This window comes from Cyanobium usitatum str. Tous, assembly GCF_003011885.1.
Taxonomy (GTDB): Bacteria; Cyanobacteriota; Cyanobacteriia; order PCC-6307; family Cyanobiaceae; genus Cyanobium_A; species Cyanobium_A usitatum.
In genome coordinates this window covers 166580-183787 of record NZ_PXXO01000001.1, presented here as the reverse complement: position 1 = coordinate 183787, position 17208 = coordinate 166580, and the positions used below count along the sequence as shown (strand labels likewise).

At 63.2% G+C, this 17208-nt stretch carries 17 protein-coding genes; 10 read left to right on the top strand and 7 right to left on the bottom strand.

Features of this window, described 5'->3' with window-relative positions; translation table 11 throughout:
- Positions 1 to 13: 13 nt before the first annotated feature.
- Entirely contained in the window at positions 14 to 238 is a 225-nt protein-coding gene (locus C7K55_RS00950; RefSeq protein ID WP_106501525.1) for a DUF3136 domain-containing protein, read from the bottom strand.
- Between the two features lie 130 nt (positions 239 to 368).
- Between C7K55_RS00950 and pyrC the strand changes: the two genes are divergently transcribed.
- From pyrC to C7K55_RS00920, 6 genes are all read left to right on the top strand, one after another.
- The gene (gene pyrC / locus C7K55_RS00945; RefSeq protein WP_106501524.1) at positions 369 to 1427 is read left to right on the top strand and encodes a dihydroorotase; all 1059 of its coding nucleotides are present in this window, start codon (positions 369 to 371) and stop codon (positions 1425 to 1427) included.
- A gap of 75 nt (positions 1428 to 1502) precedes the next feature.
- A complete protein-coding gene (locus tag C7K55_RS00940) occupies positions 1503 to 2615 on the top strand; it encodes an acetate/propionate family kinase (RefSeq protein WP_106501523.1) in 1113 nt (370 codons plus the stop codon).
- A gap of 26 nt (positions 2616 to 2641) precedes the next feature.
- The gene (locus C7K55_RS00935) at positions 2642 to 4135 is read left to right on the top strand and encodes a bifunctional orotidine-5'-phosphate decarboxylase/orotate phosphoribosyltransferase (RefSeq protein WP_106501522.1); all 1494 of its coding nucleotides are present in this window, start codon (positions 2642 to 2644) and stop codon (positions 4133 to 4135) included.
- Complete coding sequence (locus tag C7K55_RS00930) at positions 4132 to 5475, top strand: cation:proton antiporter domain-containing protein (protein WP_106501521.1); 1344 nt, start codon at positions 4132 to 4134, stop codon at positions 5473 to 5475. Before C7K55_RS00935 ends, C7K55_RS00930 begins: the two co-directional genes overlap by 4 nt.
- A gap of 39 nt (positions 5476 to 5514) precedes the next feature.
- Positions 5515 to 5730 (top strand): DUF3136 domain-containing protein, encoded by a 216-nt coding sequence (locus tag C7K55_RS00925; RefSeq protein WP_094561403.1) that lies wholly within the window; start codon positions 5515 to 5517, stop codon positions 5728 to 5730.
- 40 nt (positions 5731 to 5770) lie between these two features.
- Positions 5771 to 8905 (top strand): efflux RND transporter permease subunit, encoded by a 3135-nt coding sequence (locus C7K55_RS00920; protein ID WP_106501520.1) that lies wholly within the window; start codon positions 5771 to 5773, stop codon positions 8903 to 8905.
- On the opposite strand, the gene C7K55_RS00915 is transcribed toward C7K55_RS00920, so the two are convergent.
- From C7K55_RS00915 to C7K55_RS00900, 4 genes are all read right to left on the bottom strand, one after another.
- Positions 8877 to 9590, bottom strand: coding sequence for a potassium channel family protein (locus C7K55_RS00915; RefSeq protein ID WP_106501519.1), 714 nt, complete (start codon positions 9588 to 9590; stop codon positions 8877 to 8879). The genes C7K55_RS00920 and C7K55_RS00915 overlap by 29 nt on opposite strands.
- Positions 9590 to 10489 (bottom strand): ferredoxin:protochlorophyllide reductase (ATP-dependent) iron-sulfur ATP-binding protein, encoded by a 900-nt coding sequence (gene bchL / locus C7K55_RS00910; RefSeq protein ID WP_106501518.1) that lies wholly within the window; start codon positions 10487 to 10489, stop codon positions 9590 to 9592. The genes C7K55_RS00915 and bchL overlap by 1 nt, the downstream gene beginning before the upstream one ends.
- 146 nt (positions 10490 to 10635) lie before the next feature.
- Positions 10636 to 12258, bottom strand: a complete 1623-nt coding sequence (locus tag C7K55_RS00905; protein WP_106501517.1) for a ferredoxin:protochlorophyllide reductase (ATP-dependent) subunit B — start codon at positions 12256 to 12258, stop codon at positions 10636 to 10638.
- 28 nt (positions 12259 to 12286) lie between these two features.
- Positions 12287 to 13549 (bottom strand): ferredoxin:protochlorophyllide reductase (ATP-dependent) subunit N, encoded by a 1263-nt coding sequence (locus C7K55_RS00900; protein WP_106501516.1) that lies wholly within the window; start codon positions 13547 to 13549, stop codon positions 12287 to 12289.
- A gap of 183 nt (positions 13550 to 13732) precedes the next feature.
- Here C7K55_RS00900 and C7K55_RS00895 point away from each other — a divergent pair, with 183 nt between their 5' ends.
- On the top strand, positions 13733 to 14866 hold the full coding sequence (locus tag C7K55_RS00895; protein ID WP_106501515.1) for a potassium channel family protein: 1134 nt from the start codon (positions 13733 to 13735) through the stop codon (positions 14864 to 14866).
- 37 nt (positions 14867 to 14903) lie between these two features.
- On the opposite strand, the gene C7K55_RS00890 is transcribed toward C7K55_RS00895, so the two are convergent.
- A complete protein-coding gene (locus C7K55_RS00890) occupies positions 14904 to 15122 on the bottom strand; it encodes a CP12 domain-containing protein (RefSeq protein ID WP_106501514.1) in 219 nt (72 codons plus the stop codon).
- 103 nt (positions 15123 to 15225) lie between these two features.
- Between C7K55_RS00890 and C7K55_RS00885 the strand changes: the two genes are divergently transcribed.
- A complete protein-coding gene (locus tag C7K55_RS00885) occupies positions 15226 to 15675 on the top strand; it encodes a hypothetical protein (RefSeq protein ID WP_338152854.1) in 450 nt (149 codons plus the stop codon).
- Positions 15676 to 15691: 16 nt separating this feature from the next.
- Here the strand turns inward: C7K55_RS00885 and C7K55_RS00880 are convergent, their stop codons facing one another.
- Positions 15692 to 15856, bottom strand: coding sequence for a Nif11-like leader peptide family natural product precursor (locus tag C7K55_RS00880; RefSeq protein WP_106501513.1), 165 nt, complete (start codon positions 15854 to 15856; stop codon positions 15692 to 15694).
- Between the two features lie 208 nt (positions 15857 to 16064).
- On the opposite strand from C7K55_RS00880, the gene C7K55_RS00875 reads away from it, so the two are divergent.
- Together C7K55_RS00875 and C7K55_RS00870 are read left to right on the top strand one after the other, a co-directional pair.
- Complete coding sequence (locus C7K55_RS00875; RefSeq protein ID WP_106501512.1) at positions 16065 to 16412, top strand: RNA recognition motif domain-containing protein; 348 nt, start codon at positions 16065 to 16067, stop codon at positions 16410 to 16412.
- A 105-nt stretch (positions 16413 to 16517) separates the two neighbouring features.
- The gene (locus tag C7K55_RS00870; protein ID WP_106501511.1) at positions 16518 to 17114 is read left to right on the top strand and encodes an esterase/lipase family protein; all 597 of its coding nucleotides are present in this window, start codon (positions 16518 to 16520) and stop codon (positions 17112 to 17114) included.
- Positions 17115 to 17208: the final 94 nt, after the last annotated feature.

Here is a 17208-nt window from a genome sequence, read left to right as displayed (position 1 = left end):
CACCGCTAAGGATTCACACCGCTTCGGTCACCTCCCGTTTGAGCAGGGCGTAGAGATAGTCGGGTGCCTTGTAGCGGGTGGGTAGGCAGGAGTGGAGCAGGCTGAGTCGGTCCCAGGCCACGGTGCGCTTGATCGCCTCCAAGCTGCGCCCTTCCCGGATCAGTAGCCGCAGGGCCTTGCAGCAGCCGGAATAACCAGCTTCCAATTCTCCGATCGTGGGCTTGGGGGCAACGGTCATGCTGGGAAAGTTCGGAAGGAAGCCCGGCGGCGAGCTCAATACAACGCTAAACAGAAGGCTGTGTGCCCGCGGCAACAAAGCCGTCCAGACACGAATCCTTACCAGTTCCACCCCCAACCGATCCCGCGCCATGCCAAGCCAGCAGCTGAGCCTGCGTCAACCCGATGACTGGCATGTGCATCTGCGCGATGGCTCCATGCTCCAGGCCGTCGCCCTGGCTACGGCCCGCCAGTTCGCCCGGGCGATCGTGATGCCAAATCTGAGCCCGCCGGTAACCACGGCGGCGGCAGCCGAGGCCTATCGCCGCCGCATCCGCGAAGCCTTGCCCGACGGCAGTCGCTTCGAACCACTGCTGACGGCGTACCTCACCGATGCCATCGATCCCGCCGAAATCGAACGGGGCTTCCGCCAGGGGGCCTGGGTGGCCTGCAAGCTCTACCCGGCCCATGCCACCACCAATTCGGCCGCTGGCGTCAGCTCAATCGAGGCGATCACGCCCGTCTTTGAGACCCTGGAGCGCATCGGCATGCCCCTGCTGATCCACGGCGAAGTAACCAGCGCCGATATCGACATTTTTGATCGGGAGGCGGTATTTATCGAGCGCCACCTGGAACCCCTACTGGGGCGCCACCCCGGCCTGAAGGTGGTGCTTGAGCACATCACCACCAGTGATGCGGTTGATTTTGTGCGCAGCGGCCCGGCCAACCTGGCGGCCACGATCACGCCCCACCACCTGCACATCAACCGCAACGCCATGTTTGCCGGCGGCCTGCGGCCCGACTTCTACTGCCTGCCTGTGGCCAAGCGGGAATTGCACCGCATCGCCCTGCGGGGCGCCGCCACCTCCGGCAACCCGAAGTTCTTCCTGGGCACCGATTCCGCACCCCACGCCCGCACTGCCAAGGAAGCGGCCTGCGGCTGCGCTGGCATTTTCAATGCCCCATTTGCGTTGGAGAGCTACGCGGCGGTGTTTGAGCAGGAGAATGCCCTGGAGAGGCTGGAGGCCTTCGCCTCGGAGTTTGGGCCCCGGTTTTACGGGCTACCGCTCAACGAGGCCACGATCACCCTGGAGCGGCAGCCCCTGGAGGTGCCCAGCCGGCTCCACCTCAATGATGCGGCCGGCACCGCCGTCGAACTGGTGCCCTTCCATGCTGGAGAAACCCTGCCCTGGCGATTGTTGCAGCCCTGAGAATCCGAGCTGCTGCCGGCAGTGTTAAGGCAAGACTTGCAACGCTATGGCCAAGACAGGCCTGCACCCGATCGCATGACCCACGCCCTGGTGGTGAACACGGGCAGCTCCAGCGTCAAGCTGGCCCTCTGCGATACGAGCGGCCGACGGCTCTGGCAAGAGCAGCGCAGTTGGGGGCTTTCCCAAGCCGATGCGGGCGGCCAGCAACTGGCTGAACTGCTGGAGCAGTGGCTCTCCCCCCTGCTCGCTGCCCTTGAGCCCCTACCCCAGCTTGTAATTCACCGGATCGTGCACGGTGGTGCCCACTTCAGCGCTCCCACCCTGCTGAGCCCGCAGGTGCTGGCGGAGCTGGAAAATCTGGTGCCCCTGGCCCCGCTGCACAACGGCCCAGCGCTGGAGGCAATCAACTGGCTGCAGGGCCAGCTGGAGAGCCAGCTGCAGGGCAGCGCCATCCAACAGTGGGCCTGCTTCGACACCGCCTTCCACGCCAGCCTCAGCGAAGCCGCCTCCACCTACGCCATCCCAGCAAGCTGGCGCCAGCAGGGCCTGCGCCGCTTTGGCTTCCACGGCCTCAACCACCAGCACGTGGGCGAAACGGTCGCGGCCCGAGATCCAGACATCCGCCGCCTGATCAGCTGCCAGCTCGGCGCCGGCTGCTCCCTCTGCGCGATCGAAATCGATCCCCAGGGCCAGCCGCGCAGCGTCGACACCACGATGGGCTTCACGCCGCTCGAGGGACTGGTGATGGCCAGCCGCAGCGGCAGCGTCGATCCAGGGCTGCTGCTGCACCTAATGCGCCAGGGAATTGGCGTCTCCGAACTGGATACGGCCCTTAACCGCCAGAGCGGCCTGCTGGGGCTATCCGAGCTCAGCGGAGACATGCGGGAGCTGCGCCTCCAGGCTGGCGAGGGGCACCGCGGCGCCCAGCTGGCAATCGCGGTGTTCCGCCACCGGCTACTGCAAGGGATTGGGGCCATGGCAGCCAGCCTCGGTGGAGTGGAGGCCATTGCCCTCAGCGGCGGCATCGGCGAACACGACGACGCCCTCGCCACCGAACTGGAGCAGGCCCTGGCCTGGTTGCCGGGGCTGCGCTGGCTGCGGGTGGCCGCCGATGAGGAAGGGTTGATGGTGCGGCTGATTGCAAAGAGCTGTGTCACCAGCCGGCGGACAGGCCAACGGCTGGCTTAACAACGAGCCCTAACAGCCTGCGGGCGATGGGCTTCTTCGTCAAACTCACCGACGCCATCGCCGACCGCCAGTCGCTGCTGGTGACCGGGCTTGATCCAAACCCGGAGATGCTGCAGAGCTGGGCAGCGCGGCGGGGCCTGGCGGGCCGCTCCTTCCTCAGCCAGGCCCGCCACTGGATCAAGGCGGTGATCGAGGCCACAGCGCCCCATGTCTGCGCCTACAAGCCCAGCCTTGGTTTTTATCAGGCCCTTGGGCCGGTGGGACTGGAGCTGCTGCTGGAGGTGCGGGACCTGGTGCCCCGCGATCTCCCCCTGATCATCGACGCCAAACACGGCGATCTCAACTCCTCCTCGGCCCTGGCCCACTACCTGTTCAAAGATCTGGGCGCCGATGCGGTGACCCTCTCCCCCCTGGCGGGCCAGGACATCGCAGCCCCCTTCCTGCTCTATCCAGACAAGGCCGTGGTGATGACCTGCCACAGCTCAAACCAGGCGGCGCGCCAGATCCAGCACTACCCAAATGAGGAGACACCCCTATACCTGCAGATTGTGCGCGAGACCCAGCTGTGGGCCACCCCCGACCAGCTTTTGCTGGAGGTGGGAACCAGTGATCCGCAAATCCTGGCGCGGGTGCGGGCCGCAGCACCGGAGCGCTTCTTGATCCTGCGCAGCCTCTGGGGGGAAGAGGAAAAGCTCGACGCCATGCTGCAGGCCGGCCTGGGGGCCGCCGCCGATGGGCTGCTGCTGCCCCTACCTCAAAACCTGCTGGTAGAAGACGACATGGCTAGCCGAGCCGAGGCGCTCAAACAGCAGATCACGGCCAAGCGGCAACAGTGGTTGGAAAATCACGACAAGGGCAACCCGGATACCTGTGCCCTGTGGCTACCTGAGAAGCAACCAAGCGCCGACCCGCTCGAGAGCCTGATTGTTGATCTATTCGACATCGGCTGCCTGCTATTCGGCGATTACGTACAAGCCTCGGGTGCGGTCTTCAACTACTACGTCGATCTGCGCCAGATCATCTCCGACCCAAACCTGTTCCACCGAGTGCTCCACGCCTATGCCGGCAAGCTGCAGGGCCTCGAATTTGACCGCATCGCCGGCATCCCCTACGGCTCCCTGCCCACCGCCACTGGGCTCTCGCTGCAACTGCACAAGCCCCTGATCTATCCCCGCAAGGAGGTGAAGGCCCATGGCGCCCGGCGCCTGATCGAGGGCGACTTTGAGGAGGGCGACCGAGTGGTGGTGGTTGACGACATCTTGATCACAGGCGGCAGCGTCCTGGAGGGCATCGGCAAGCTGGAGAGCTCTGGCCTGACGGTGCAGGACGTGGTGGTGTTCATCGACCATGGCGGCGACCATGACCGCCGCGCCCGGGAGCGGCTAGCAGCGGCGGGCTACAGCTGCCATTCAGTGCTGGACATCGCCCAGATCACCGCTGTGCTGCAGGGAGCCGGCCGCCTCAGCGCAGCCCAGGCCGCGAGCCTCGGATCGAGTCACGACGACCCAGTCCGGCCGTGATCGCACCCCTCTTTGCTCAGGCACCCGGTCTTAGTGGGGTGCCCTTGGAGGGCCAGCTGCTGTTCATCGGCCTGCTGTTTTTAGGCACGTTGGCGATCAGCCGGTTCTCGGTCCAGATCGGGATCCCGGCGATTCTCGGGGTGCTGCTGCTGGGCCTAGCGATCAACATCCAAAGCCTCAACGTCACCCATGAACAGGCCGAAAGCCTGCATGTATTCGCCCTGGCCCTGCTGCTTTTTTATGCGGGGCTGAAAACGGATATCAAAACTATCCGAGGTTTTTTGGAGTATGGCCTGGCCCTGGCGGTAGGGGGGGTGGCGATTGCCACGGGTCTGCTGGCCGCCCTGATCTGGCTGCTTTCTTCCGCTGGTGGAAACCAACTAGCGCCAGGACTCAGCGACGCCATGCCCCTGGGGGCTGCCCTGCTGATTGCCGCCTGCCTGGGCTCCACCGATGCCGGAGCCACCATCAACGTGCTGAGTTCGGTGCGGCACCTGGTGCCAGAACGGCTCAAGCACCTGCTCGAATTCGAATCCTCGGTCAATGACCCAACGGCCCTGCTGCTATTCGGCTTGATCGTGGGGCTGTTCAGCACCTCCAGCGCCGGCGCCAGCCTCGAGCAAGCAGCACCTGTTGGGGTGATGCTCAACGGCCTGCGCAGCTTCGTGCAACAGGTAGGCGGCGGCCTAGTCATAGGGGCACTGTTTGGCTATGTGGCCAAATTCGTGATCAATGAGCTGGCCCACGACAGATCCCAGCTACTGATTGTGGCCATGTCTATCGCCTTTGTAGACTATGGCTGCAGCTACTTTCTAGGCGGGTCCGGATTGATTTCGGTGTACATCACTGGAGTGATGATGACCAACATGATCTACCGCCAAGCCGATATCAACCATGAATCGATTCAGGAGGTGCTGCTGCCCTTCAATACCATGGCCGAGATTTGTATCTTTTTAATATTTGGTCTACTAGTGAATCCAAGCAGCCTGCTTCCCGCCCTGCCTGTTGGCTTGATAACCGCGGCGGTGTTGATGCTGGTGGTGCGGCCAATAAGCGTTTTGGTGTTTCAACCCCTCTCTCCCTTCCGCTGGAAGGACAGCGTGTTGGTGTCTTGGTGTGGCCTAAGGGGGGCAGTGCCTTTGGCCCTCTCTTACAGCGCGGTCGATCAGATCAGTCAGCTACGCGGTGTCGACCCAGGCTCCGTCGTTGCCCTAGCCCACAACGCCCAAAGCATCGTGTTCGTTGTAGTGCTGATCAACCTGCTAGCCCAAGGCCTCACCCTGCCGCGGCTCTGCCGGCGGCTCAACCTGATCTCGGCGCCACCTGAAGCCGTAGGGTAATAAGTGCGTCTTTGCAACTCTTGGACGCCCACCCGTGCGATGAGCAGCAGTCAGGGACTCACCATCGGGGAACTCGAAGCCAATTATTCGCTTTATTGCAAGGCCCTGAGGCTGCTCCTAAAGGAAGGAAAAACCGTAGCCGCCATTCAACGCACCGTCTGCTGGAGCCGTTTGGAGCAACTGCATATCTGCCTGCCTAGTCGCTATAAAGCCCCTGACTATCTATGCGTTGTGCTGAAGCGCGATCTCGGCTGATCATTCATCCCAGCCCGAGCAGCGCAACGCAAAGGCTCCCATGAAATCGATCTCAGATCCCTTTCTGCGCCGGCCCGTGCTCACCCTGGTGGTGAGCCTGCTGGTGCTGTTGATAGGGCTGGTGTGTTTACCGCTGCTGCAGGTGGAAAACCTGCCACCGATTGCTCCCGGCCGAGTCACGGTGCGGGCCACCTACCCAGGCGCCGGCCCAGAGGTGGTGGAGCAGGGGGTCACCGCCCTGCTGGAGCAACAGCTAAATGGCCTTGAGCGGCTCGACAGCATCCGCTCCACCAGCTCCGCCAACGGCAGCTCCATCACCCTGGGATTCGAGGGCGGCGACCCCGAGCTCAACCAGATCAACACCCAGAACGAAGTGGCGGTGATAACCCGCCAGCTGCCGGCACCGGTAGCGCGCTTCGGGGTGCAGGTGCGGCGCAGCTCCGACGACCTGCTGATGGTGCTGAGCTTCAGTGCTGATCCCAAGCTCTATGGCGAAACCTTTTTGAGCGGTTGGCTCGATCAGGTGGTGAAAGAGCGACTGCAGCGGGTGCCTGGAGTGGGCAACGTCACCCTTTCAGGTGGCAACAGCCTGGCCTTCAGGCTCTGGCTCAACCCGGCCCAACTCGAGGAGCGCGGCCTCACCATCGCCGAGGTGCGCGCGGCCCTGCAGCAGCAAAACGTGCTGGCTGCCTTGGGCCAAACGGGCGAAGCCCCCAGCCCCAGCGGCCAGGAGCTCACCCTGCCGCTGCGCATGGAGGGGCGCCTGCGCAGTCCGGCGGAATTTGAACAGCTGGTGGTGGCCCGCAGCGCTAATGGCGGCGTCACCCTGCTGCGGGATGTGGGCCGGGTGAGCCTGGGCAGCGAGAGCTACGACACGATCGCCACCAACCTGCAGGGCAGGCCAGCGGTAGCCGTAGTGATCTACCAGCGCGACGGCAGCAACGCCATCACCGTGAGTAAAGCGGTGAATGCAGCCCTAGATGAGCTCGCACCCCAATTTCCGCCGGGGGTCGATCAGCAGCTGATTGTTGATGAGGCCGACTTTGTGCGCGGCAGCATCCAGGGCACCCTCGACAGCCTGCGCGATGCGGTGTTGCTGGTGTTCTTGGTGCTTCTTTTTGGCCTTGGCAACAGCCGCCTGGCCCTGATCACAGCTGCCGCAGTGCCAGTGGCCTTGATCGGCTCGTTGAGCCTGCTGAAGCTTGCCGGCCAATCGCTGAACACCCTCACCCTGTTTGGCTTGGTGCTGGCCTCTGGGCTGGTGGTGGACGACGCCATCGTGGTGAGCGAGGACATTGGCCGCCGCCTGGAGGCTGGCAAGCCACCCCTGCAGGCCGCCCGCGAAGCCATGGCCGAGCTCGGCGGGGCCGTGGTGTCCACCTCCATAGCCCTGGTGGTGGTGTTCATCCCGGTGCTCAGCCTGGGAGGCAGCTTGGGCCGGCTGTACGCCCCGATCGCAATCACGATCAGCGGCGCCATTGCCTTCTCCACCCTCAATGCCCTGAGCTTCACGCCGGTGGCCGGCAGCCGACTACTAAAACCCCAGCAACGCGAACCGGCCTGGTTGCTGCGTTGGATCGACCCGCCGCGGCGCTGGCTCGAGGGGCTGGAGGTGCCCTACGGGCGCTGGCTGGCCTGGACTATGGAGCGACGGCGCCTGGTGGTGTCCCTACTGCTGGCCGGCCTACTGATCACAGGATTCGCCCTGCAAGCCCTGCCCAAAGCCTTCATCCCCCAGGAAGACAACGGTCAGCTGCGGGGGGTTGTCATCCTCGCCGATGGCCTGGGGCTGCAGCAGACCCAACGGGTGCTTGACCAGGTGCGCCAGGTGGTGGCTGAAGAACCCCTGATCACCCGCGCCAATTTCTATGCGGGGCGCTCCTTTGGCGATAGCAGCCCCAACAAGGGCAACTTCTTCCTGCGCCTGGCGCCAATCGAGCAGCGCCGCAGCTCCGAAGCATCTACTCGAGCCGTGGGGGAGCGCCTCAAGAGCAAGTTGCGCCGTCGCATCACCGGTGCAGTGGTGCAGTTAAGCGAGGCCCCCTCCGTGCGGGGGTTCAGTTCAGAAGGGGGGCTCGAGCTTGAACTGCTGGACAACAGCAACGGTCAACTCACCCTGCCTGACTTCGAGCAGCAAGCCCAAGCCTTCATCCGCGCCGCCCAAGCCACCAATCTCTTTGAACGGGTTTCAACCCGCTTCACCGCCGGTGCCCCCCTGGTGCAGCTGGTGCCAGATCGGCTGCAGATGGCCTCCCTTGGGGTGGATCTCAGCACCGTGGTCGACACCCTCGGAGCCAGCTTCGGCAGTGACTACGTCAATGACAGCTTTGAAAGCGACCAGGTGCGCAAGGTAATCGTGCAACTTGACGGCGCCTCGCGCCGCAGCGCCGATGACGTGCTCGCTCTGCAGGTGAAAACCCGCGACGGCCAGCTGATCTCCCTAGCCCAATTGGTGCGGATCGAACAAAACACTGGCCCAACCACAATCAACCACACCCGGCTAGTGCGTTCGATCAGCATCCGGGCCCTGCCCCGCCCTGGCGTGAGCAGTGGCCAAGCCATGGCCAGCCTGATGGAAGTGCAGCGGCAGGTCGGCGGCGGCACCGAATTGGAATGGGCCGGCCTGGCTCGGGAAGAATCGCGCGCCGGTGGCGGCAACATTCGGGTGTTTGCCTTGGCAATCCTGGTGATGGTGCTGGTGCTAGCAGCCCTCTACGAAAACTTCGCCGACCCCTTCATCATTCTGGTGACAGTGCCTCTGGCCATGTTGGGAGCGGTCGGCGGCCTCATGCTGCGGGGCCTGCCGCTGGACGTGTACGGCCAGATGGGCCTGCTGATGCTGGTGAGCCTTACCGCCAAGAACGCCATCCTGATAGTGGAATTCGCCAACCAGCGCATGGCCGAAGGCCTCGACCTGGACACGGCGATCAGCGGAGCGGCGATCGCCCGCCTGCGGCCGATCCTGCTCACCGCCCTCGCCGCCCTTGCAGGAGGCATACCCCTACTCTTCGCCAATGGCTTCGGCTCAGGCGGCAGGGTGAGCATCGGCACGGTGGTGTTCTTTGGGTTGCTGGTGTCTACCTTCCTGGGCCTGTTTGTTGTTCCCGTGATGTATCGCATCATCAAGGGCTGGGAGCGGGGCAACCCTAAGGCTGCTGGCTTTCCTGCACCGTAAGGCGGCTGATCAGCACCCCCATCACCGCAGCCACGTAGAAGGTGCCTGCGGTGGCGATGGCCACGCTCACCATCTGGGCCTGGGGGGTCTGGGGGGTCACATCGCCATAGCCCATGGTGGTAAGGCTGACAAAGGCGAAATAGTTGAGTCGCACAAAATTGAGGCCCCACACCGAGCTGCCCTGGGCCAGATCCTGCGCCGACAGGTTCACATTGCTGAAGCTGGCCGGATCGATGGTCTCCAGGGCACAACAGAGCAAGCCGGCCGCTAGCCCCAACATCAGGTAGCCAGCCAGCGCTCCACGCAAAACCACATCCGAGACGCGCCGCTCCTGGGCCAGGCCCCTGATCAGGCGAATGGCACTCCAACCGCTAAATAAGGCCCAGAGGGCAATCACCGGAATGCCGGTGCTGCGCAGCTCCAGCGGGGTGAGATACCAGAGCAGACCAACGGCAATGGCCGCAACTCCCAGCCCCTTGAACAAGCGCCGCGGCAGTGTGCCGAACTGCAGGCTGCCGGTGGGATTACCCAGGCCCCTGATCATCACAAGAGCCATGAGCATGTAGCCCAGCGAGGAGAGCCGATGATTCCAGGGTTGGGGCAGGGTGAAGGTGATCAGCACCAACAGACAGGAGATCAGCAGCTGGCCGTAGCTCTGCTGGCGTGGGGTAGATCCCCAATCCATCAATCGAAGCCGAGCAGGTCGAAGATCTCGCGATCCTTGAGGGATTCGGCCTCCAAGGGCTCGACGTCGTCGAGCATCCGCTGGGCCAGGTTCAAATATTCCTGCTGAACAGCATCAACTTCCGGTGTGCTTTCCATCTCGAAGATGGTGCACTTCTTGAGGCGGGATTTACGAATCGCGTCCACGGTCTTGAAATGGGCCATGGTGCGCAGTCCCGTACGGGCATTGAACTTGTCGATTTCGTCTGTCTCCTCAGAGCGGTTGGCGATCACACCACCGAGACGCACCTTGTAATTCTTGGCCTTGGCATTGATGGCCTGCATGATCCGATTCATCGCGAAGATCGAATCGAAATCATTGGCAGTAACGATCAGGCAGTAGTGGGCGTGCTGAAGCGGTGCAGCAAAGCCACCACACACCACATCTCCCAACACATCAAAGATCACCACATCGGTTTCTTCGAGCAGATGGTGCTCCTTGAGCAATTTCACCGTCTGACCTGTGACGTAGCCACCGCAACCAGTACCCGCCGGTGGACCACCAGATTCCACACACATCACGCCGTTGTAACCCTCAAACACAAAGTCTTCGGGCCGCAATTCTTCAGTATGAAAATCAACCGTTTCGAGAATATCGATCACGGTGGGCACCATCCTCTTGGTGAGGGTGAAAGTGCTGTCGTGCTTGGGATCGCAACCGATCTGCAGCACCCGCTTGCCCAGCTTCGAGAAGGCCGCCGAAAGGTTGGAAGAGGTAGTGGATTTACCGATCCCACCTTTGCCATAAACCGCCAGCACCAAGGCACCCTCCTCTATAGCCATGGTGGGATCAAGGTGTACCTGCACGCTGCCCTCGCCATCGGGCTTGGAAGTGGCTGGAGGATTGAGTGTTGTGGTCATTGAAGTTGGGGAAACAGGAAAGATCGGAACTGAAACTCTTAGCTAAATAATTAAGGATCGTAAGACTTAGCCCTGGGCTTTTGGAATCAGTGAAGGAGCGTCAGGGTCACCCCCGCAGCGCGGGCCTGCTATTGCCATCCAACCCATCATGGAGCGAAATGGGCCTTGGCCTCATAAAGGGCTTCACTGTCGATCAGAGCTAGGCCCTGCTCGCGGGCGTAGGCCTCCGTGTTTTTACGCACCTTGCCCCGCACAAAGAAGGGGATCTTGGCCAGCTCAGCTTCACCATCCGGGCTCCAAACGATCACCCCATCGCCGGGAATGCTGGCTGGCGCAGGGGCAGTAGCAGTGGCCGTGGCCGTGGGGTGCTTGGCGGGGGCACTGGCACCCTCTAGGTGGCTGAGGTGTCCATCCACGAATTCAAAATCGTGGCGGAACATGCCGATCAGGTGCTCCTCAAGACCCATCATCAGCGGATGCACCCAGCTGTCGAAGATCACGTTTGCCCCCTCCCAGCCCATCTGGGGCGAGGTGCGCGCTGGCACATCCTGAACATGCAGCGGTGAGCTGATCACGGCACAGGGGATGCCGAGGCGCTTGGCGCTGTGGCGCTCCATCTGGGTGCCCAGCACCAGCTCCGGAGCCGCCTCCGCCATCGCCGCCTCCACGGCTAGGTAGTCGTCTGAGATCAACGCCTCCAGCCCGAGCTCCTGGGCGGCCGCCCGCACCTCCCTTGCCTGCTCGCGGCTGTAGCTCCCCAGGCCAACCACCTTGAAGCCCAGCTCGCGGCTGGCGATGCGGGCTGCAGCGATGGCGTGGGTGGCATCGCCAAAAATGAATACCCGCTTACCGGTGAGGTAGGTGGAATCCACCGAGCGCGAATACCAAGGCAGCCGCGAGCGCCGTTCAGCGGCGCAGGTGCCGTCGGCTGCGGTTTCAAGCTCAGCGGGCAGCTCCAAACCCAGCACCCCGTGCAGCTCCCGCAAAAAGGCGGCCGTAGCGCCGATACCGATCGGCACTGTCTTCACCATCTGCATGCCGAAGCTGCGCTCCAGCCAGCTGCATACCGGGCCCGCCAGCTCGGGATAAAGGCTCACATTGGCATCAGCCGTGGGGATCCGCATGAGGTCGGCCGGACGGGCCCCCAGGGGCGCCACCACCGCCACATCAATGCCGTAGCCAGCCAGCAACTGGCTTATCTCGCGCACATCGTCGCGACAGCGGAAACCCAGCAGGCTTGGTCCCAGCAGATTCACCCGGGGCCGCCGGCCCTCGGCACGCCAGCGAGTCGGATCGGGCTTGGGCTCACCGGGCGGCGGCACCTGGGCCTTGAGCAGGCCTCGCACCAGTTGATAGAGGGTTTCAGCGCCACCCCAGTTTTCCTTCTTGGAGTAGGCCGGCAGTTCCAGGCTCACCACCGGGATACCGCCCAGGTCCATGGTCGCCGCCAGGGAGCCAGGTTGGTCCTGGATAAGTTCGGCCGTGCAGCTCTCGCCCACCAGCAGCGCCTCGGGCTGGAAGCGCTCCACGGCTGCAGCGATCGAACTCTTCACCAGCTCGGCGGTGTCGCCACCCAGGTCGCGGGCCTGAAAGGTGGTGTAGGTAACTGGCGGGCGCCTGTCCCGCCGTTCAATCATCGTGAACAGCAGATCGGCATAGGTGTCGCCCTGGGGGGCGTGCAGCACGTAGTGCACCCCCTCCATCGAGGCGGCTATGCGCATGGCACCCACGTGGGGGGGGCCTTCGTAGGTCCAGAGGGTGAGTTCCATGACTGATTAATGGGACGGGGACGGGTGGTCAGGAAAAGGAGAGTGCGGCGCGGCGGCGCAGGGAGCGGGCAAACAATTCGGCCAGATCGCCGGCCTGGTCGCAACCGTGGATGGGGCTGAATACCAGCTCAATCGACCACTTGGTGGCGATGCCCTCGGCCTCCAGGGGATTGGCCAGGCCGAGGCCACACACCACAAGATCTGGCCGCTCAGCGCGGACCCGCTCCAGCTGGCGTTCCACGTCTTGCCCCTCGGTAATACGGGTGCCAGGTGGCAACAGGGCCAGCTCCGCATCGAGCAGCTGGCGATCGAGGTAGGGCGTGCCCACCTCCACCAGCTCCATGCCGCACTCGCGCTGCAGGAACCTCGCCAAGGAGAGCTCAAGCTGGGAATCGGGCAGCAGAAAAAGCCGCTTACCGGCCAGCAGCTCCCGGTGGGGAGCGATTGCACGCTGGCCCCGCTCCACCAGCGGATCGAGCACCTCGGCCACCAGGGCTGGGGCCACCCCGAAGGCAGCGGCGCCCGCCGCCATCCAGGCCCGACTGCCCTCCACCCCAAAGGGATAGGGAGCCGTAAGCAGCTGGCCGCCGCGGCTCACCAGGGCCCTTGCCGTGGCCGAGAGGAAGGGCTGGGCCAGCAGCACCCGGGTGCCGGGACCAATCGGGGGCAGCTCGGTGGAGCGCCGCGGCGGCAGGCTCGTGACCACCGGAATACCCAGGCGACCAAAAAGCTGCACCAGCCGGTCTTCCACCGCATCGGCCAAGGTGCCGACGATCAACAGCTGATCCACCTCGCTGCTGGGCATCAGGGGAACCATCGCCAGCAGCGCTTGGTCCTCCCCCTGGGTGAAGGTGGTTTCGATGCCGCTGCCGCTGTAGTTCAGCACCATCACCCGGCCGGCTAGCTGGGTATTGAGCCGCTCGGCAGCCTTAGCCAGATCCAGCTTGATCACCTCGCTGGGGCAGGAGCCCACCAGAAACAAGGTGCGGATTTCGGGGCGCCGCTCCAGCAGATCCTTCACCAACCGGTCGAGCTCATCATTGGCATCGGCCAAGCCGGCCAGATCACGCTCCCCCAGAATCGCAGTGCCGAAGCGGGGTTCAGCAAAGATCATCACGCCGGCGGCGCTCTGAACTAGGTGGGCGCAGGTGCGGGAGCCCACCACTAGAAAAAAGGCATCCGGCATGCGCCGGTGCAGCCAGACAATCGAGGTGAGTCCGCAGAACACCTCCCGCTGACCACTCTCCTTAAACAGCTGTAGGGGCGGCTGCTCAGCCAAACCAGTTGTCATGTCACCAATCACCGAAGACGCGCCCATCCAGGCGACCCCTGCGGAAAGAACCTTTAAGGGTTAACGGAGCTGGCAGGCCAACTGTCGACAACCCCTACAAATGTTCGGGATCAGCCCACAGGCCGTAACTAATTGCAGCCGATAATCTGGGATTCGTGATCTGGAGCACCGGGTCCAGGTCCCATGCCTAAGCCCTTCCGGTCAATAGTCCCCAGACGACCACCCTCTCGGCGAGCGCGCAAATCCTGGCGAGCTCCCCTGTCGCTGGCAATGCTGGTGAATGCTGGCGCCATCGGCTACCACCTCAGTGAGGGTTGGGACTGGGGGGATTGCTACTGGATGGTGCTGATCACGCTCAGCACCCTGGGGTTCAGTGATGGGGACACCCAGACCCTTAGCGCCAGCGGGCGTGTCGTCACCACCCTGCTGATACTTGGCGGACTGGTGGTGGTGCAGATCAGTATCCAAGCGGTGCTGGGTCTGTCTGAATCCGGGTACTTCCGGCGCCTGCGCGAGCGCCGATTCCGCAGTTGGCTATCCACCATGCATAACCATGTGATCCTTTGCGGCTATGGCCGCATCGGCCGTGAAATCGCCGAACAACTCGCCAGGGAAAACGTTCCCCTGCTGGTGGTGGAGATGGATGCGGAGCGCCGCGAGGCCGCCGAAGAACGGGGGCTAGCCGTGCTGATGGCCGACGCAACCCTCGACGAAACCCTGCTGGATGCCGGCATCCACCGCTGCCGTGCCCTGGTGGCGGCACTGCCCAACAACGCATCCAACCTCTACGTGGTGCTGAGCGCCCGGGGGATGGCGCCCAACTGCCGGCTCATAGCCCGTTCCGACAGTGAAGAAGCGGAACGCAAGCTGCGCCTGGCCGGCGCCGATCAAGTGGTGAGCCCGTACGTCAGTGGGGGGCGCACCATGGCCGCCACCGCCCTACGCCCCCTGGCGGTGACCTTCATGGATCTTTTGGCTGGCTCTGGTTGCGAGGTGGAGGAATTTCTGCTGAGTAGCGACCCAGCCGACCTGGGCAGCCTCAATGGGGCATCCCTGGCTGAGCTCCAGCTCGGCTCGCGCTCTGGTGCCCTAGTGCTGGCGATCGTGCCGCCCCAGCCTGCAGCCAACGATGTGCAGAGGCAGTACCGGGGCTCCCAGTACTCCCAACAGCGGCCGGAGTTGCTGGCAAATCCCGGTAGCGACACTCGCCTGGCCCCGGGCCAGATGCTTGTTGTGATGGGCAGTCAGGAGCAGCTGGACCTATTCACGAGGCTGCTTGGCACTGCCCTTAAAAGTGTGGACGTGATGTCTACCTAACCGTTAGATCTACAAAAACGAACAACTGAGCCAGGGCTCAATCGTCGTAGACGAGGCAATTGACATCCGATGGGTTGAGGTCACAGAACACCTCAAACGGTGTTGGAGCCTCGGTTTCCTCCGGATGGCGCACCTGAAAATCCTGCAGCTCCTTGATCTGCTGCTCGATCTTGCGGGCAACGGCCTGATCTCCCCGCTCCGTGGCCTCCGCCAGAGCTGAGCGATAGGTCACCAACTGGTCAACAATGCTCGACATGGCGCTGGCTCCCTGGAAAGGGGTTGTGAGCGAACGGCTGAAAATTTAGTCCCGGCAAATGCCTGTGGGGCAGCCCCATCTGCCAACGGCAACAGAAGACCTAATGCGTGTCAGTTTCCACACTGAATCCGCGCCCCTCGCCATGGTGTGGCGACTCACAGAGATTTCCGTGGCAGACGCTCCATACCTGGTGGCCCTGGCCCTAGTCGAACTCGATGGCAAGCGTGCCCTGCCCCTAACCGGCAAGTCCCAGAGGGAAGCCAGCGGCGGCGAACCCGGCGAAGCAGGCCGCACCCTTGCCCTGGAGCTGCTGCTGAGGCTGTGGCAGCGCAGTGACGAGGGTGCCCTGCGGCGGGCCGCTGCTGAAGACAGCCTGTTGCTGTTGGAGATGCCGCTCGAAGTGATGAGCGAGCGGTTGCCATTGATCAAGGCCGACTGGATCGCCGGTGGCACAACTGAAGAGTTGCTAGCCAGCCTGAAGCAACTGGCCCAGCGGCGCTGGCGGATCGGCATCGTCAAATACCAGCCCGCCACCTTCACGCCCTGGCCCTAAGCAGGCGCGACTGCGCTCAGGGGCGCTGGGCGCGGGACCAGGAAGCAGGAGAAAAGGCATGGCCCTGCTCCAGGGCAATCGCCACGACCGCGTCGACACTGTCGGCGGCATCAACCCGAGCCCTGAGGGCCGTATCGGCATCAACCTTGACCATGAAGGCTGTGAGCTGGGCTTTCGACATGGCGATGCAAGGCTTGGAACACCCCATCCCTAGCCAGGGTTTGATGATTTGGCATCACACCGCTGGTCAAGGCACATCCTGTGAGGGGCAGTTTCGACCGAAGCGTTAGGCGGCCGTGTATGGTAAAAAGTGATTCAAAGATTTCTCTCTAGCGAGCTGACCACTTTCTGTTGGGCCGTCGAAGGATCAATTCATAGTTTCTGAGTTCATGACCATTTACGTCGGCAATCTTTCCTTCGATGCGGAAGCGGAAGATGTCCAGCATCTGTTCAGCCAGTACGGACAGGTGAGCAAGTGCAGCCTCCCCCTCGACCGCGACACCGGCCGCAAGCGCGGTTTCGCCTTTGTTGAAATGGCCAACGAGGCCGAAGAGACCAAGGCAATTGAAGATCTCCAGGATGTTGAGTGGATGGGTCGCGCCATCCGCGTCAACAAAGCTGAGCCCCGCGGCAGCGGTGGCGGTGGCGGCGGCGGTGGTGGCGGCGGTCGCCGCGACTTCGGCGGTGGCGGTGGCTACAACGGTGGTGGCTACGGCGGTGGCGGCAGCCGCTACTGAGCCCCGCTCGCAAAAGCTGATTTCCTGGTCACTCCGGTGATCCATTGGCCGTCCCTTCGGGGGCGGCTTTTTGATGCAAACCAACCAGCTTCTTAGCCTGAGCCCATGGCAAGCGCTCCTCCCTTGGTGCTGGTGCACGGTCTGTGGGACACGCCACGTCTGTTTGATCGCCTCAAAATCCAGCTGGATGAGCGGCGATCTCCACTGCTTATCCCCTACCTACCCAATCGCCTCGGTGCCACTCCGATCCTGGAGTTAGCTCACCGGCTGGGCCGCCAAATCGAAGCAACCTTTGGTCCCCACACCCAAATCGACCTGCTGGGCTTCTCAATGGGTGGCGTGATCGGCCGTACCTGGATCCAACTTCAGGGCGGCCGATCGCGCACCCGCCGCTTCATCAGCGTCGGTAGCCCCCAGCAGGGCACTCTCACAGCTCAGCCCTGGCCAAGCTGGCTGCTGGCTGGCATTGCCGACATGAAATGGGGCAGCCCGCTGCTGCGCCAGCTCAACACAAATCTCGAGGGGCTAGACGACGTGGAGTGCTGCAGCTTCTACTGCGCTGCCGACCTGATGGTGCTGCCTGGTTGGCGCGCCGTATTACCGCTGGGCCCGCGGCAGCCCTTGCCCGTGCGCACCCACCAGCAGCTGCTGCAACATCCCGCGGCGCTGGAGCCACTGGTTGCTGAATTGCTGCGCCCCTGAACTGGCTTACACACCCTGGCTTACTCACCCCAGCCATCAATTGCTCTGAAACTCTGAAGGCTGGAGCAATTTCCAGCAATTGGATTCAGAATCC

Coding starts and splice junctions, on each gene's coding strand:
- pyrC (WP_106501524.1), top strand. CDS start 369: ATGCCAAGCCAGCAGCTGAGCCTGCGTCAACCCGATGACTGGCATGTG.
- C7K55_RS00880 (WP_106501513.1), bottom strand. CDS start 15,856: ATGTCGAAAGCCCAGCTCACAGCCTTCATGGTCAAGGTTGATGCCGAT.
- C7K55_RS00920 (WP_106501520.1), top strand. CDS start 5,771: ATGAAATCGATCTCAGATCCCTTTCTGCGCCGGCCCGTGCTCACCCTG.
- C7K55_RS00915 (WP_106501519.1), bottom strand. CDS start 9,590: ATGGATTGGGGATCTACCCCACGCCAGCAGAGCTACGGCCAGCTGCTG.
- C7K55_RS00925 (WP_094561403.1), top strand. CDS start 5,515: ATGAGCAGCAGTCAGGGACTCACCATCGGGGAACTCGAAGCCAATTAT.
- bchL (WP_106501518.1), bottom strand. CDS start 10,489: ATGACCACAACACTCAATCCTCCAGCCACTTCCAAGCCCGATGGCGAG.
- C7K55_RS00940 (WP_106501523.1), top strand. CDS start 1,503: ATGACCCACGCCCTGGTGGTGAACACGGGCAGCTCCAGCGTCAAGCTG.
- C7K55_RS00950 (WP_106501525.1), bottom strand. CDS start 238: ATGACCGTTGCCCCCAAGCCCACGATCGGAGAATTGGAAGCTGGTTAT.
- C7K55_RS00875 (WP_106501512.1), top strand. CDS start 16,065: ATGACCATTTACGTCGGCAATCTTTCCTTCGATGCGGAAGCGGAAGAT.
- C7K55_RS00890 (WP_106501514.1), bottom strand. CDS start 15,122: ATGTCGAGCATTGTTGACCAGTTGGTGACCTATCGCTCAGCTCTGGCG.
- C7K55_RS00900 (WP_106501516.1), bottom strand. CDS start 13,549: ATGACAACTGGTTTGGCTGAGCAGCCGCCCCTACAGCTGTTTAAGGAG.
- C7K55_RS00895 (WP_106501515.1), top strand. CDS start 13,733: ATGCCTAAGCCCTTCCGGTCAATAGTCCCCAGACGACCACCCTCTCGG.
- C7K55_RS00885 (WP_338152854.1), top strand. CDS start 15,226: ATGCGTGTCAGTTTCCACACTGAATCCGCGCCCCTCGCCATGGTGTGG.
- C7K55_RS00905 (WP_106501517.1), bottom strand. CDS start 12,258: ATGGAACTCACCCTCTGGACCTACGAAGGCCCCCCCCACGTGGGTGCC.
- C7K55_RS00870 (WP_106501511.1), top strand. CDS start 16,518: ATGGCAAGCGCTCCTCCCTTGGTGCTGGTGCACGGTCTGTGGGACACG.
- C7K55_RS00935 (WP_106501522.1), top strand. CDS start 2,642: ATGGGCTTCTTCGTCAAACTCACCGACGCCATCGCCGACCGCCAGTCG.